Here is a 12,976-nt window from a genome sequence, read left to right on the forward strand (position 1 = left end):
AGGGCAGGATTACTTGTGGTAAGGGTGCCCGGACAGGACTGTCCAGGCACGATACAACTGTTCGCCGATCAGAATCCGCACCAGCGGGTGCGGCAACGTCAAAGGCGACAACGACCAGCGTTGATCGGCCCGGGCACAGACTTCTGGCGCCAACCCTTCCGGGCCACCGACCATGAAGTTGACCGTGCGCGAGTCCAGCCGCCAGCGATCGAGTTCGACCGCCAGTTGCTCGGTACTCCAAGGCTTGCCGTGCACTTCGAGCGTGACGATCCGCTCGTTCGGCCCGACCTTGGCCAGCATGGCTTCGCCTTCCTGACGGATAAAGCGCGCCACATCGGCGTTCTTGCCGCGGGTGTTGAGCGGAATTTCCACCAGTTCCAGGGCCAGCTCGGAAGGAAGACGCTTGGCATATTCATGCCAGCCTTCTTCCACCCACTTGGGCATGCGAGAACCGACGGCGATCAGGCGCAGTCGCACAGCGATCCCTTATTGCTGGTCTTTGTTGAGCTTGGTGAAATGCTCATGGGTGTTTTCCGGGCTGTGGTGCGCGGCGCTGGCCGAACGGCTCTGCTCGGCACCGGCCCACAGGCGCTCCAGGTCATAGAACTGGCGCGCCGAGGCGGTCATCATGTGCACGATGACATCGTCCATATCCAGCAACACCCAGTCGCTGTCGCCCTTGCCTTCTTCACCCAGTGGCTTGACGCCCTGGGCCTTGACCGCTTCGCGAACCTTGTCCAGCATCGCGCCGATCTGGCGGTTGGAGGTACCGGTGGCGATGATCATGTAGTCCGTGATGCTCTGCTTTTCGCGAACGTCGATCACCTGGATGTCCTGGGCCTTGACGTCTTCCAGGGCCGCCACAGCAACCTTGACCAGCTCTTCGCCGGCCAGTACCACGCCACTATGAGCTTCTACGGGAAGCGGGGCGCTCTTGAACGTGCCCTTGCGCTTTACTTTGTTTACGTCTTTGTCAGTCATATAAAACTCGTTTTGCTCGTATGTTCGGGCGCTTCGCTACACGCATTCACGTGCCTTGAAGCGCGCCCTTTTTCAGTTCGACGCACGGTACAGCCCGTGCGCATCGATGTAGGCCAGGACCGCGTCGGGCACCAGGAAACGTACCGACTTACCGCTGGCCAGCAGTTGACGGATCTGGGTGGCGGATACCGCGAGCGGCGTCTGCCAGACGAATGCAATCTGTCCGCTCGGCCCTTTCAGGGCCAGCGGGTCGCTCACCGAGCGGGCCGCCAGCAGGTTGCGCAAGGCATCCGGCGGCTCGCTGTCGGCATCCGGGCGTTGCAACACCAGGATGTGGCAATGCTGGAGCAACTCTTCCCAGCGATGCCAAGTGGGCAGGCCGCAAAATGCGTCCCAGCCCAAAAGCAGAAAAACCTGGGCATCGGCGGCCAGTTCGGCGCGCATCAGCTCCAGGGTATCAATGGTGTAGGACGGTTTGTCCCGCAGCAATTCGCGGGCGTCCACCACCAACGGCGCCACACCGGCCACCGCGCACTCGACCATCGCCAGACGGTCCTGGGCCGATACCTGCGGCGTATCCCGATGAGGCGGCCTGGCGCTGGGCGTCAGGCGTAGCTCATCGAGGGCCAGGGCATCGGCGACTTCCAGCGCACCGCGCAAATGGCCGATGTGCACCGGGTCGAACGTGCCGCCCAGGATGCCGATGCGCCGGGGCGGGTTGCTCGTCGTCACAAGGGCCGGCGGGTCGAGATCGCCCAAGTCAGACCGGCTCCTGTCCGCGCAACTGGCCGTCACCGACCACGATGTACTTCTCGCAGGTCAAGCCTTCGAGGCCCACCGGGCCACGGGCGTGCAGCTTATCAGTAGAAATGCCGATCTCGGCACCCAAACCGTATTCGAAGCCGTCGGCGAAACAGGTCGGGGTGTTGATCATCACCGACGCCGAGTCCACTTCGGCGACGAAACGCCGGGTTTCGCCCTGGTGTTCGCTGACGATGGAGTCGGTGTGGTGGGAGCCATGGCGATTGATGTGCTCGATGGCTTCATCCAGCCCGTCTACCACGCGGATCGCCAGGATCGGCGCCAGGTACTCGGTGTCCCAGTCTTCTTCGCTGGCCTCTGCCGCCTCGATGATTGCCCGGGTGCGCTGGCAGCCACGCAGCTCGACGCCTTTTTCGCGGAACTGGGCGGCCATCGCCGGCAGGAAATCCTGGGCGACGGCCTGGTCCACCAACAGGGTTTCCATCGCGCCGCAGATGCCATAACGGTAGGTCTTGGCGTTGAAGGCGATGCGCTGGGCTTTCGGCAGTTCGGCGTGGGCGCTGACGTAGACGTGGCAGATGCCGTCCAGGTGCTTGATCACCGGCACGCGGGCATCGCGGCTGACCCGTTCGATCAGACCCTTGCCACCACGGGGCACGATGACGTCGACGAACTCGGGCATGCTGATCAGTGCGCCAACCGCGGCGCGGTCGGTGGTTTCCACCACTTGCACCACGGCCGCCGGCAGATCGGCTTCGGCCAGGCCGCGCTGGATGCAGGCGGCAATCGCGCGGTTGGAATGAATGGCCTCGGAACCACCACGCAGGATGGTCGCGTTGCCGGACTTCAGGCACAGGCTGGCAGCATCGATGGTCACGTTCGGCCGCGACTCATAGATGATCCCGACCACGCCCAGGGGCACGCGCATCTTGCCGACCTGGATACCCGACGGCCGATAGCTCATGTCCCGGATCGCCCCGACCGGGTCCGGCAGCGCCGCGACCTGGCGCAGACCGACGATCATGCCGTCGATGCGTGCCGGGGTCAGCGCCAGGCGTTCGAGCATGGCCGGCTCAAGGCCGTTGGCCCGGCCAGCGGCCAGGTCCAGCTCATTGGCGGCGGACAACTCGGCGCGCGCAGCGTCCAGCGCATTGGCGGCGGCCTGCAGGGCGCGGTTTTTCTGCGCGGTGCTGGCACGGCCGATGATGCGCGACGCTTGGCGAGCGGCGCGACCCAGGCGGGTCATGTAGTCAAGAACGGACTCAGTCATGGTCTGTGTGGTCTTGGCAAAGGGGAAAGCGGCAGATTATAGCTGTCGTATCCCTCGACTAACAGCGTGGACTCACAGTGGTGACCGGCGGAAGAGCAAAACCTGCGCAAATTGTCGCTGTTCAGCGCTGATTAAGCTTCCCATTGCTATCATCGCGCTTCCTTTGGCCTCACTTCGTCTAACGCCATGACCGATTCGCCGTCACAGCCAAACGCCTTGCCCGATGATTTTTTTGACCGCGATGCGCAGGTGCTCGCCCAGGATCTGCTGGGTAAAGTCATTCGCCACAAGGTCGGTGACCTGTGGCTCAGCGCGCGAATCATCGAAACCGAAGCGTATTACTTCGCCGAAAAGGGCAGCCACGCTTCGCTGGGCTACACGGAAAAACGTAAGGCTTTGTTTCTGGACGGCGGCCACATCTATATGTATTACGCCCGGGGTGGCGATTCGCTGAATTTCAGCGCCCAAGGTCCCGGCAATGCGGTGCTGATCAAATCGGCGTACCCGTGGGTCGACCCTGTTTCCGGCCCGGCAAGCCTGGCACAGATGCTACTGAACAACCCCGACGCCCAAGGCCGCCCGCGCCCGGCGCAAAAGCTTTGCGCCGGCCAGACCTTATTGTGCAAGGCCCTGGGGCTGAAAGTGCCGCAGTGGGACGCCAAACGCTTCGACCCCGAACGCCTGCTGGTGGAAGACGTGGGCGTGCCAACGGTCAATGTGATCCAGACCACGCGCCTGGGCATCCCACTGGGACGCGACGAACACCTGCTCTACCGCTTCGTCGACGCGGCCTACGCCCCCTGGTGCACGCGGAACCCGCTGCGGCGCGGACAGGTCGAAGGGCGGGATTATTTTTTGCTTTCCTGAACACCGTTTTCTTTTCACAACGGATCCCATGTGGGAGCGAGCCTGCTCGCGATGGCGCCCGATCAGTAGAATTGATGTTGACTGACACACCGCTATCGCGAGCAGGCTCGCTCCCACCGTAAAAAATGCATGCCGCTTAATGCTCAATGGAAATGGAGTTGTCTTTATGGGCCCATGGCTCGATAGCATCACTGGCTGGCTGACCGTCAACCCACAATGGCTGGCGGCGGCGGTGTTTATCGTTGCGTGTGTAGAGTGCCTGGCCATCGCCGGGTTGATCGTGCCGGGTACGGTGCTGTTGTTTGCGGTCGCGGTACTGGCCGGCAGCGGAGCGTTGTCCCTGGGCGAGACTTTGCTGCTGGGCCTGCTGGGCGGTTTGCTGGGGGACTTGGTGTCGTACTTCCTGGGCAGGCACTTTCACCAGAACATCCGGCGTCTGCCAGGGCTGCGGCATCACCCGGAATGGATGAGCGCGGCAGAAAGCTATTTCCAGCGCTACGGCATCGCCAGCCTGCTGGTGGGGCGCTTCATCGGCCCGTTGCGGCCGATGTTGCCGATGGTGGCCGGGATGTTCGACATGCCCTTCCCGCGCTTCGCCGCCGTCAGTCTGCTGGCCGCCACCGGCTGGAGCGTGGCGTATCTGCTGCCCGGCTGGGCCACTGGCGCAGCGATCCGTCTGCCGTTGCCCGAAGGTTTCTGGCCACAGGCCGGTGTCGTGATTGGCAGCATCGCGGTGATGATCGGGCTGAGCGTCAACAGCAGCCTGCGGCGCCATCGCCATGCCGCAGCGCTGATCGCAAGCCTGGGCCTGCTGATCCTGATCGGGCTGTTTCTCGGCTTTCGCTATCTCACCGCGTTCGACCAGGGGCTGGTAGCTCTGGTCCAGGAGCATCGCAGCCCGACACTGGACGAAATCGCCGTGACCTTCACGCTGATCGGCGAATTCCACTACATGCTGATTTTCAGCGCCCTGCTGACCGGGTTGCTATTGCTCGCGCGCCAATGGCGCCAGGCAATCTTTGCCGGGGCCACGCTGCTGTTCACCGCATTGGCCAATACCGGCACCAAGCACTTTTTCGCCCGTGTACGCCCGGAGGTCCTGAGCGAGCCGCTGACCAGCTACAGCATGCCCAGCGGTCATGCCTCCGGCGCCTTTGCCCTGTTCCTGGCCCTGGCCGTGCTGGCCGGTCGCGGGCAACCGCCACGCCTGCGCCTGACCTGGCTGTTGCTGGGCTGTTTGCCAGCGCTGGCCATTGCCTTGTCGCGGGTGTACCTCGGCGCCCATTGGCCAAGCGACATCGTCGCCGGCGCCATGCTCGCCGCCTGCGTCTGCGCGGCCATGCTGTGGCTGAGCCAGCGCCAGACCCCGCTACCGGCCATGCCGGCGAAAATCTGGTGGTTGATTTTGCCGGCGCTGGTGGCGGCGTTCAGTTTCTTCGCACTGCGGCATCTGCCCAACGGGATGTTGCGGTATGCCTATTGAAACCGGCAGCCAGCTATCGCGAGCAGGCTCGCTCCCACAGGGTATCTGCCGTGAAACGACCCTTTGTGGTCACTGAAGATCAACTGTGGGATCAGTGTTGTTCAGTGAAATATAAATAGGGTCAGGCGAAGAGCTCACCCTGCAACTCATCGAGCAAGGCCTGGATTGCATCCAGCCGCTGCTGAGGATCATCGAGTTGCAGCAGGTCGAGCTTGTCCAACTCATTGAAGGGCAGCAGGTAGGCCAGTTGATTGGCCAGCGACTGCTGGCCGGTGGCTTCGGTGCCCATGTTCAGGGCCTCGACCATCGGGTGTTCGGCCAGGGCCTTGAGCAGCGCCACCAGGTCGGCATCCTCATCCTGCAGCGGCTGTTCCGGCTCATCCTCCAGCCACTCGACTTCAGCGACGGTCAGTTGATCGGCCTGGACCCTGCTGCTATGCACGAGAAAGCGTCGCCCACCCTGCACGCGAATGCCCAGCAGACCGTTGTCCTGCCGGGAGAAATCGGTGATTCGCGCCTCACAGCCCACCCGCGCAAAGCCGTCAGGGGCAATGCCGACTTCCTCGCCATCGAGGATGCACACCACCCCAAACCCCTCGCCCATTTTCATGCAGCGACCGATCATATCGAGGTAGCGCGCCTCGAAAATCTGCAAATCGAGGATGCAACCGGGGAACAGTACCGTGTTCAACGGGAAAAGCGGCAAGCTCATAAGCAGTTCCTTAAACCGTCATCGACACCACCAACGGCAGCAACACCGCCGTGGCCACGCCCATCAGACTCATCGCCAGCGCCGCAAAGGCGCCGGACTCTTCACTTTCCTGCAACGCCACGGACGTGCCGACCGCATGAGCGGTCAGGCCCAGGGCCATGCCACGGGCTTCAGGGCTATGGACACCCAGCCTGGTCAGAATGCTCGGGCCCAGAATCGCTCCGAGCACGCCGGTGATCAACACAAACACCGCCGCCATGGCCGCTACGCCGCCGATCTGCTCGGCCACCAGCATGGCGATCGGTGAAGTCACCGACTTGGGCGCCATGGTCATCAGGATCATGTGTTCGGCGCCAAATGCCCAGCCCAATACCACTGCTGAGGCCGTGGCGAACACCCCGCCTATCACCAGCGTAGTAAAAATCGGCCAGAACAATTGCCGGATCCGTCGCAGGTTCAGGTACAAGGGCACTGCCAGCGCGACGGTGGCCGGCCCCAGCAGAATGCTGAGAATCTCCGTGCTTTCACGGTACTCGGCGTAGCTGATGCCGCAGCCGACTAGCACACCGATCAGCAGCAACATCGACATCAGCACCGGTTGCAGGAACACCCAACGGGTCCTTTCGAACGCCGCCAGCACCAATTGATAGGCGCCCAGGGTAATGCCAATGCCGAACAGCGGATGATGGATCACCGAACTCCAGGCGCCCTGCCAGTCGAGCATCATTGGCTGTCCTCCGGGGCGGCAACGTGACGACGGGCCAGGCGCTGCATCAGCACGCCCGTCAGCGCCACGGACAGCACCAGGGACAAGGTCAACGCGCCAACGATGGCCCAGAAATCGGCGGCAATCGCCCCGGCATATACCATCACCCCGACCGCAGGCGGCACCAGCAGCAAGGGCAGGTAACGCAGCAGGCTACTGGCAGCCAGGTTCAACGGTTCGCTGACTTCACCGCGCATCACCAGATAGCCCAGCAGCAACAGCAGGCCAATGATCGGCCCAGGCAGCACCGGCAAGAACAAATGATTGATCGCAGTGCCCAGCAATTGAAAAAATACCAGCCAGGTCAGGCCCCGTAGCAACATCCGCTCTCTCTCCCCTCACAAACATCCATAAACCCCGTCCCCGTAGGCGCTGCCCGTAGGAGCTGCCGAGTGCAACGAGGCTGCGATCTTTCCCCCTGCCAACTGAATCCGGAGCGAAAGATCAAAAGATCGTCCGAACGCGGCCCGAGCCTTCGGCAGCTCCTACGGGAGTAACCAGATGACACATTTAAGCACGCCCGCGCTATGGGTCGGCATTCGTAAAAAGCATGGTCGATGACCTTCCACCCCCGCCATGTTGATCTACAGTGGTTCTCCGGGGACGCCGATCCCCGTTCCAACAAAGACAAAACCGATGAACCCAAGGAGAGTCTCAATGCCCTATGTTCCCGTTGCAGCGCTCAAAGATTATGTCGGCAAGGAACTTGGACGTTCCGAATGGCTTACCATCGATCAGGAGCGCATCAACCTGTTCGCCGAAGCCACTGGCGACTTTCAGTTCATCCACGTCGATCCGGTCAAGGCCGCGCAGACGCCGTTCGGCAGCACCATCGCCCACGGTTTCCTGTCGCTGTCGCTGATGCCCAAGCTGATGGAAGACATCCTGATCCTGCCCGAAGGCGTGAAGATGGTCGTCAACTACGGGCTGGACAGCGTGCGCTTCATCCAGCCCGTGAAAGTCGACTCCAAGGTCCGCCTCAAGGTCGACCTGGTGGACGTGACCGAGAAGAAACCCGGCCAGTGGCTGCTCAAAGCCACCGCCACCCTGGAAATCGAAGGTTCGGACAAACCTGCCTACATCGCTGAGCCCCTGTCGCTCTGCTTCGTGTAGCCCCTCGCGGATGCGAAGCCGCTGCGGCAGTTTCGCATCGCTTCTCCTGACGCGCATAGCTGCGGCATACTCGTGACCTGATTACCTGGATCCCGTTATGCGCTCATTTGTCCCCTTGGTCCTGACCCTGCTGCTCACCGCTTGCGGCGACGGCGAATCGCTGTTGCCTCCCGACGCGCGCCTGCCCGACGGCGGACGCTATCGCGGCGAGTTGGTGGACGGATTGCTGCAAGGCCAGGGGCGCGTCGATTACCCCAACGGCAGTTGGTACGCCGGACAGTTCGACAAAGGCCAGTGGCACGGCACCGGGGAATGGCATGGCAGCAATGGCGAGATCTATCGCGGCCAGTTCGAGCAGGGCCTGTTCAACGGCCAGGGCAGCCTGACCACGCCCACCAGCAGCTACACCGGCGGCTTCAAGCAAGGCCGGCGCGACGGTGAAGGCACGCTCAAAGAACACGGCATGATCTACCGCGGCGAATTCAAGGCCGACCGCTATTCCGGCTTCGGGCGCCTGGAGCTTGAGGACGGCAGCCAATACCAGGGCCCGTTCGTCAACGGCAAACCCAACGGCGAAGGCCAGCGCTTCGACGCCAGCGGCAACCAGTTCACCGGCCATTTCGTCGACGGCCAGCTCCAGGGCAAAGGCACCTTCAACAGCGCCGAGGGCGATGTCTACATCGGCGGGTTCAAGAACAACCAGCTCAGCGGTCGCGGGCGCTATGAAAATGCCGACGGCGATGTCTGGATCGGCCAGTTCAAGGAAGGCGCGCTCACGGGCAACGGCCAACTGATCGGCGCCGACGGCAGCCACTACCGCGGTCAATTCAATGACTGGCGCTTTAGCGGCCAGGGCCGTTTGAACCTGCCCGACGGCAGTTTTTATATCGGCCAGTTCGAGAACGACACCTACCACGGTCGCGGCACCCTGGCGCTGACCGATGGCACCGTGCAAAGCGGCACCTGGACCAACGGCCTGCGAGTGCGCGACGCTAGCGGCCGGCTCCTGCCGGATGTGCTCGAACTCGGTCTCCTGGCTCAGGGTCGCCTGTTGGAAACTGCCCTGGCCAATATCCCGGCGTCGACACCGGCGGTGGAGCTGTACAGCCTGACGGTGGGCGGCGATGGCAAGCAGAGTGTGTTCCTGCGCGAGTCCGACTACGTCGCCAACATGCTCACCAGCCGTTTTGGCGCGTTCGGCCAGATCCGCCTGGTCAACCACCGCGATCACCTCGGTGACCGGCCCATGGCCACTCGCGAAAGCCTGCGCCGCGCCGCCAGCACCCTGGCCGAACGCAGCGGTCCGGAAGACCTGATCTTCATCTACCTGACCAGCCACGGCACCAGCGAACACGAACTGGTGCTCGACCAGCCGCGCATGGAGCTGGCCGACCTACCCGCCGATGAACTGGCCGTGGTGCTGGCGCCGCTGAAGGATCGCGACAAAATCGTCGTGATTTCGGCGTGTTATTCCGGCGGCTTCATCCCGGCGCTCAAGAATGAACGCACCTTGATCATGACCGCTTCCCGAGCTGACCGGGTGTCCTTCGGCTGTTCCGAGGAGGCCAACTTCACCTACTTCGGCGACGCCCTGTTCGCCCAGGCCCTGAACCAGACCGACGACCTTGAGCAGGCCTTCAAGCGCGCCAAGGCCACCGTTGCCGAGCGGGAGCAGGCGGACAATTTCGAAGCTTCCGAGCCGCAGATCTGGGCGCCCAGGACCGTCCTTTCCCATTGGCAGCTATTGCGCAAGCAACAGGCGCGAAAAGCATTACAAAGTACGGCATTGAACGACGAGGCCCAAAAGAGCAACTAAGCTGAATCGTATCAAGGGGGAAACACTATGTACTTGACGCCTCAGCATGTTTTGCTTGCCGGAGCTACCGGGCTGACCGGGGAACATCTACTGGACCGGCTGCTCAACGAGCCGACCATCACACGTGTATTGGCGCCTTCACGCCGGCCGCTGGCCGAGCATCCACACCTGGAAAACCCGGTCGGTGAAACGGCCGAACTGCTGCCCCGCCTCAGTGGCCAGGTGGACATCGCTTTTTGCTGCCTTGGTACGACCCTCAAGAAGGCCGGCTCAGAACAGGCGTTTCGCGCGGTGGACCTGGACCTGGTGGTAGCCTTCGCCAAGCGCGCGCGGGAGCTGGGCGCAAGGCACCTGATCGTGATCAGCGCGCTGGGGGCTGACCCGAACTCTTCGATCTTCTACAACCGGGTCAAAGGCGAAATGGAAGCCGCCCTCAAGGCCCAGGACTGGCCACAACTGACCCTCTGCCGCCCTTCCCTGCTCCTGGGCGAACGCACCGAACCCCGGTTGGCCGAACAATTGGCCGGTCCCTTGTCGAGGCTGATCCCCGGCAAGTACCACGGCATCGAAGCCTGCCAACTGGCCCGCGCCATGTGGCGCCTGGCCCTGGAAGAACAGGAAGGGGTGCGGGTGGTGGAGTCGGATGAGTTGCGTAAGCTCGGCAAATAAAAAGCAAAAAGATCGCAGGCTTCGCCAGCTCCTACAGGGACACGTTTGCTCCTGTAGGAGCTGGCGAAGCCTGCGATCTTTTGACTACAACCCACCCGTAGCCTGAAACCCCACGCCCAACGCTGTCAGCAGTGACAACGGCAGCAACAGGGTGTCGAGCAACGCACTGCCGGGCAGGTCCAGGCCTGGGTAGCTCGGGGCCTCGGCGCCGAAGCGGTCCATGGCGCAGCAGCCGCCATTGAGCGCATAGAGGTCCAGGCGCGTCCCGGCATACACCACCGGCGCGCCGGGTTTGGCGGCGTCCAGGGTGCGGGCAGTGGCGCAGCCGGTCAGTTGCAGCGCCAGCAATACCATCAGCAGCTTATTCATCAAGGCTCAAATGGTGCTCGCCCCAGCGCGGTAGCATGTCCTGGGGGATGTTCAGCAGATTGAGAATCCGCGCGACCACAAAATCGATCAGGTCATCGATGGTCTGCGGCTGGTGATAGAAACCCGGTGAGGCCGGCAGAATCGTCACGCCCATGTTCGACAGCTTGAGCATGTGCTCCAGATGAATGCTCGAATACGGCGTCTCACGCGGCACCAGGATCAACTGGCGGCGCTCCTTGAGTGTCACGTCGGCGGCGCGTTCGATCAGATTGTTGCAGGCCCCGGTGGCAATCGCCGAGAGCGTGCCGGTGGAGCACGGCACGACTACCATCGCCGCAGGCGCCCCGGAGCCCGAGGCCACCGGCGACATCCAGTCTTCCTTGCCGTACACACGAATCTGTCCCGCCGCCGCACCGGTGTATTCGGTGAGGAAGGCCTGCATCATCTGGGTCTTGGCCGGCAGGGTGACGTCGGTCTCGGTGGCCATCACCAATTGCGCCGCCTTGGAGATGAGGAAATGCACCTCGCGGTCCTCCCGCACCAGGCAATCAAGCAGGCGCAAACCATACTGGGCGCCGGAAGCGCCGGTCATCGCCAGCGTGATGCGTTCGGGGCCATTGCTCTCCAGGCGCGTGTTCATTGCAGTGCCTCAGCCAGTTTGCCATGCAGGCCGCCGAAGCCGCCGTTGCTCATGATCACCACATGAGTACCGGGCTGGGCCTGGCTCTTCACGCGCTCAATGATGCCTTCCAGGGAATCGCTGACAATCGACGGCACCGTGCACAGCGCGGCGGTGGCGCCCAAGTCCCAGCCCAGATTGGCCGGCGCGTACCAGATCACCTGATCGGCATCCACCACGCTTTCCGGCAGACCGTCGCGGTGGGCGCCGAGCTTCATGGAGTTGGAACGCGGCTCGATGATCGCGATCAGCGGCGCATCACCGATGCGTTTGCGCAAACCGTCGAGGGTGGTGGCGATGGCTGTCGGGTGGTGGGCGAAGTCGTCGTAGATGGTGATGCCGCGCACTTCAGCGACCTTCTCCATCCGCCGCTTCACGCTTTTGAACGCACTCAACGCGGCGATGCCCATGGACGGCACCACGCCGACATGACGGGCCGCCGCGAGAGTCGCCAGCGCGTTGGCGACGTTGTGCTGGCCGGTCATGTCCCAATCGACCACACCTTGGGCCACGCCTTCGAACAGGACTTCGAACTGCGAACCGTCGTCCTTGAGCAACTTCACTTGCCACTGCCCGCCGGCACCGGTGGTTTGCACCGGGGTCCAGCAGCCCATCTCGATCACCCGCTGCAAGGCAGGCTCGGTGGTCGGATGGATGACCAGGCCTTCACTCGGGATGGTGCGCACCAGATGGTGGAATTGCCGCTCGATGGCCGGCAGATCGGGGAAGATGTCGGCGTGATCGAATTCAAGGTTGTTGAGGATCGCGGTACGTGGGCGGTAGTGGACAAACTTCGAGCGTTTATCGAAGAACGCGCTGTCGTACTCGTCGGCTTCGATCACGAAAAACGGTGTGCCGCCCAGGCGGGCCGACACTGAGAAGTTCTGCGGCACGCCGCCGATCAAGAAGCCCGGGCTCATGCCCGCGTGCTCCAGCACCCAGGCGAGCATGCTGCTGGTGGTGGTCTTGCCATGGGTGCCGGCCACGGCCAGGACCCAACGGCCCTGCAACACATGATCGGCCAGCCATTGCGGGCCAGAGACGTACGGCAGGCCTTTGTTGAGCACGTATTCAACCGCCGGATTGCCACGGGACATGGCGTTGCCGATGACCACCAGGTCCGGCGCCGGGTCCAGTTGCGCCGGGTCGTAGCCTTGGGTCAATTCAATGCCCTGGGCCTCCAGCTGCGTGCTCATCGGCGGGTAGACGTTGGCGTCGGAACCGGTCACGTGATGGCCCAGCTCCTTGGCCAATACGGCCATCGAACCCATGAAAGTGCCGCAAATACCGAGAATATGGATGTGCATAGTCGACCTCGTAAAACATGGCCGCAGGTTAGCCTAGGGAGGGGGAAATCGCACCTTGTGTTTAAGCCCCGGTGCACAGACGGGCGTCTGTGGGAGCAAGGCTTGCCCGCGATAGCGGTGGGTCAGCTTACCGTGATGTTGAATGTGCCGCCGCCTTCGCGAGCAAGCCCGCTCCCACAGCT

15 protein-coding genes are annotated in these 12,976 nt (G+C 62.8%); 5 read left to right on the forward strand and 10 right to left on the reverse strand.

Annotated elements, in window-relative coordinates; translation table 11 throughout:
* Nucleotides 1-9: 9 nt before the first annotated feature.
* The 4 genes from rlmH to BM132_RS24965 form a co-directional block, all read right to left on the reverse strand.
* Nucleotides 10-477, reverse strand: coding sequence for a 23S rRNA (pseudouridine(1915)-N(3))-methyltransferase RlmH (gene rlmH, locus BM132_RS24950; RefSeq protein ID WP_003185785.1), 468 nt, complete (start codon nucleotides 475-477; stop codon nucleotides 10-12).
* Between the two features lie 9 nt (nucleotides 478-486).
* A complete protein-coding gene (rsfS, locus tag BM132_RS24955) occupies nucleotides 487-981 on the reverse strand; it encodes a ribosome silencing factor (protein WP_092394601.1) in 495 nt (164 codons plus the stop codon).
* A gap of 72 nt (nucleotides 982-1,053) precedes the next feature.
* Nucleotides 1,054-1,740: a nicotinate-nucleotide adenylyltransferase gene (gene nadD, locus BM132_RS24960; protein ID WP_092394604.1), complete on the reverse strand. Its 687-nt coding sequence runs from the start codon at nucleotides 1,738-1,740 to the stop codon at nucleotides 1,054-1,056.
* Nucleotide 1,741: 1 nt separating this feature from the next.
* A complete protein-coding gene (locus BM132_RS24965; RefSeq protein ID WP_092394607.1) occupies nucleotides 1,742-3,013 on the reverse strand; it encodes a glutamate-5-semialdehyde dehydrogenase in 1,272 nt (423 codons plus the stop codon).
* Between the two features lie 186 nt (nucleotides 3,014-3,199).
* Between BM132_RS24965 and BM132_RS24970 the strand changes: the two genes are divergently transcribed.
* Both BM132_RS24970 and BM132_RS24975 read left to right on the forward strand, forming a co-directional pair.
* Nucleotides 3,200-3,880 (forward strand): DNA-3-methyladenine glycosylase, encoded by a 681-nt coding sequence (locus BM132_RS24970; RefSeq protein ID WP_092459447.1) that lies wholly within the window; start codon nucleotides 3,200-3,202, stop codon nucleotides 3,878-3,880.
* A 166-nt stretch (nucleotides 3,881-4,046) separates the two neighbouring features.
* Nucleotides 4,047-5,363: a bifunctional DedA family/phosphatase PAP2 family protein gene (locus BM132_RS24975; protein ID WP_092459449.1), complete on the forward strand. Its 1,317-nt coding sequence runs from the start codon at nucleotides 4,047-4,049 to the stop codon at nucleotides 5,361-5,363.
* A gap of 121 nt (nucleotides 5,364-5,484) precedes the next feature.
* Here BM132_RS24975 and BM132_RS24980 read toward each other — a convergent pair whose 3' ends face one another.
* From BM132_RS24980 to BM132_RS24990, 3 genes are read right to left on the reverse strand one after another with little or no spacing between them, the layout of a single operon-like run.
* Nucleotides 5,485-6,075 (reverse strand): LON peptidase substrate-binding domain-containing protein, encoded by a 591-nt coding sequence (locus BM132_RS24980; RefSeq protein WP_092394618.1) that lies wholly within the window; start codon nucleotides 6,073-6,075, stop codon nucleotides 5,485-5,487.
* Between the two features lie 10 nt (nucleotides 6,076-6,085).
* Nucleotides 6,086-6,802, reverse strand: a complete 717-nt coding sequence (locus BM132_RS24985; RefSeq protein WP_092459451.1) for an LrgB family protein — start codon at nucleotides 6,800-6,802, stop codon at nucleotides 6,086-6,088.
* The gene (locus BM132_RS24990; protein WP_060740472.1) at nucleotides 6,799-7,164 is read right to left on the reverse strand and encodes a CidA/LrgA family protein; all 366 of its coding nucleotides are present in this window, start codon (nucleotides 7,162-7,164) and stop codon (nucleotides 6,799-6,801) included. Before BM132_RS24990 ends, BM132_RS24985 begins: the two co-directional genes overlap by 4 nt.
* A 334-nt stretch (nucleotides 7,165-7,498) precedes the next feature.
* Between BM132_RS24990 and BM132_RS24995 the strand changes: the two genes are divergently transcribed.
* The 3 genes from BM132_RS24995 to BM132_RS25005 all read left to right on the forward strand — a co-directional run bounded on the left by BM132_RS24995 (nucleotide 7,499) and on the right by BM132_RS25005 (nucleotide 10,439).
* Nucleotides 7,499-7,954: a MaoC family dehydratase gene (locus BM132_RS24995; RefSeq protein ID WP_092394624.1), complete on the forward strand. Its 456-nt coding sequence runs from the start codon at nucleotides 7,499-7,501 to the stop codon at nucleotides 7,952-7,954.
* A 97-nt stretch (nucleotides 7,955-8,051) separates the two neighbouring features.
* Nucleotides 8,052-9,770 (forward strand): C13 family peptidase, encoded by a 1,719-nt coding sequence (locus tag BM132_RS25000; protein ID WP_092459453.1) that lies wholly within the window; start codon nucleotides 8,052-8,054, stop codon nucleotides 9,768-9,770.
* 27 nt (nucleotides 9,771-9,797) lie between these two features.
* On the forward strand, nucleotides 9,798-10,439 hold the full coding sequence (locus BM132_RS25005) for an oxidoreductase (RefSeq protein ID WP_092394630.1): 642 nt from the start codon (nucleotides 9,798-9,800) through the stop codon (nucleotides 10,437-10,439).
* A gap of 84 nt (nucleotides 10,440-10,523) precedes the next feature.
* Here BM132_RS25005 and BM132_RS25010 read toward each other — a convergent pair whose 3' ends face one another.
* The 3 genes from BM132_RS25010 to mpl are packed head-to-tail and all read right to left on the reverse strand — an operon-like array spanning nucleotide 10,524 to nucleotide 12,794.
* Complete coding sequence (locus BM132_RS25010) at nucleotides 10,524-10,808, reverse strand: YceK/YidQ family lipoprotein (RefSeq protein WP_092394633.1); 285 nt, start codon at nucleotides 10,806-10,808, stop codon at nucleotides 10,524-10,526.
* Nucleotides 10,801-11,448, reverse strand: a complete 648-nt coding sequence (ubiX, locus tag BM132_RS25015; RefSeq protein ID WP_092394636.1) for a flavin prenyltransferase UbiX — start codon at nucleotides 11,446-11,448, stop codon at nucleotides 10,801-10,803. Before ubiX ends, BM132_RS25010 begins: the two co-directional genes overlap by 8 nt.
* Entirely contained in the window at nucleotides 11,445-12,794 is a 1,350-nt protein-coding gene (gene mpl / locus BM132_RS25020) for a UDP-N-acetylmuramate:L-alanyl-gamma-D-glutamyl-meso-diaminopimelate ligase (protein ID WP_092459455.1), read from the reverse strand. The genes ubiX and mpl overlap by 4 nt, the downstream gene beginning before the upstream one ends.
* Between the last annotated feature and the right edge of the window lie 182 nt (nucleotides 12,795-12,976).

Source organism: Pseudomonas sp. NFACC45 (genome assembly GCF_900113505.1).
Lineage (GTDB): Bacteria > Pseudomonadota > Gammaproteobacteria > Pseudomonadales > Pseudomonadaceae > Aquipseudomonas > Aquipseudomonas tehranensis.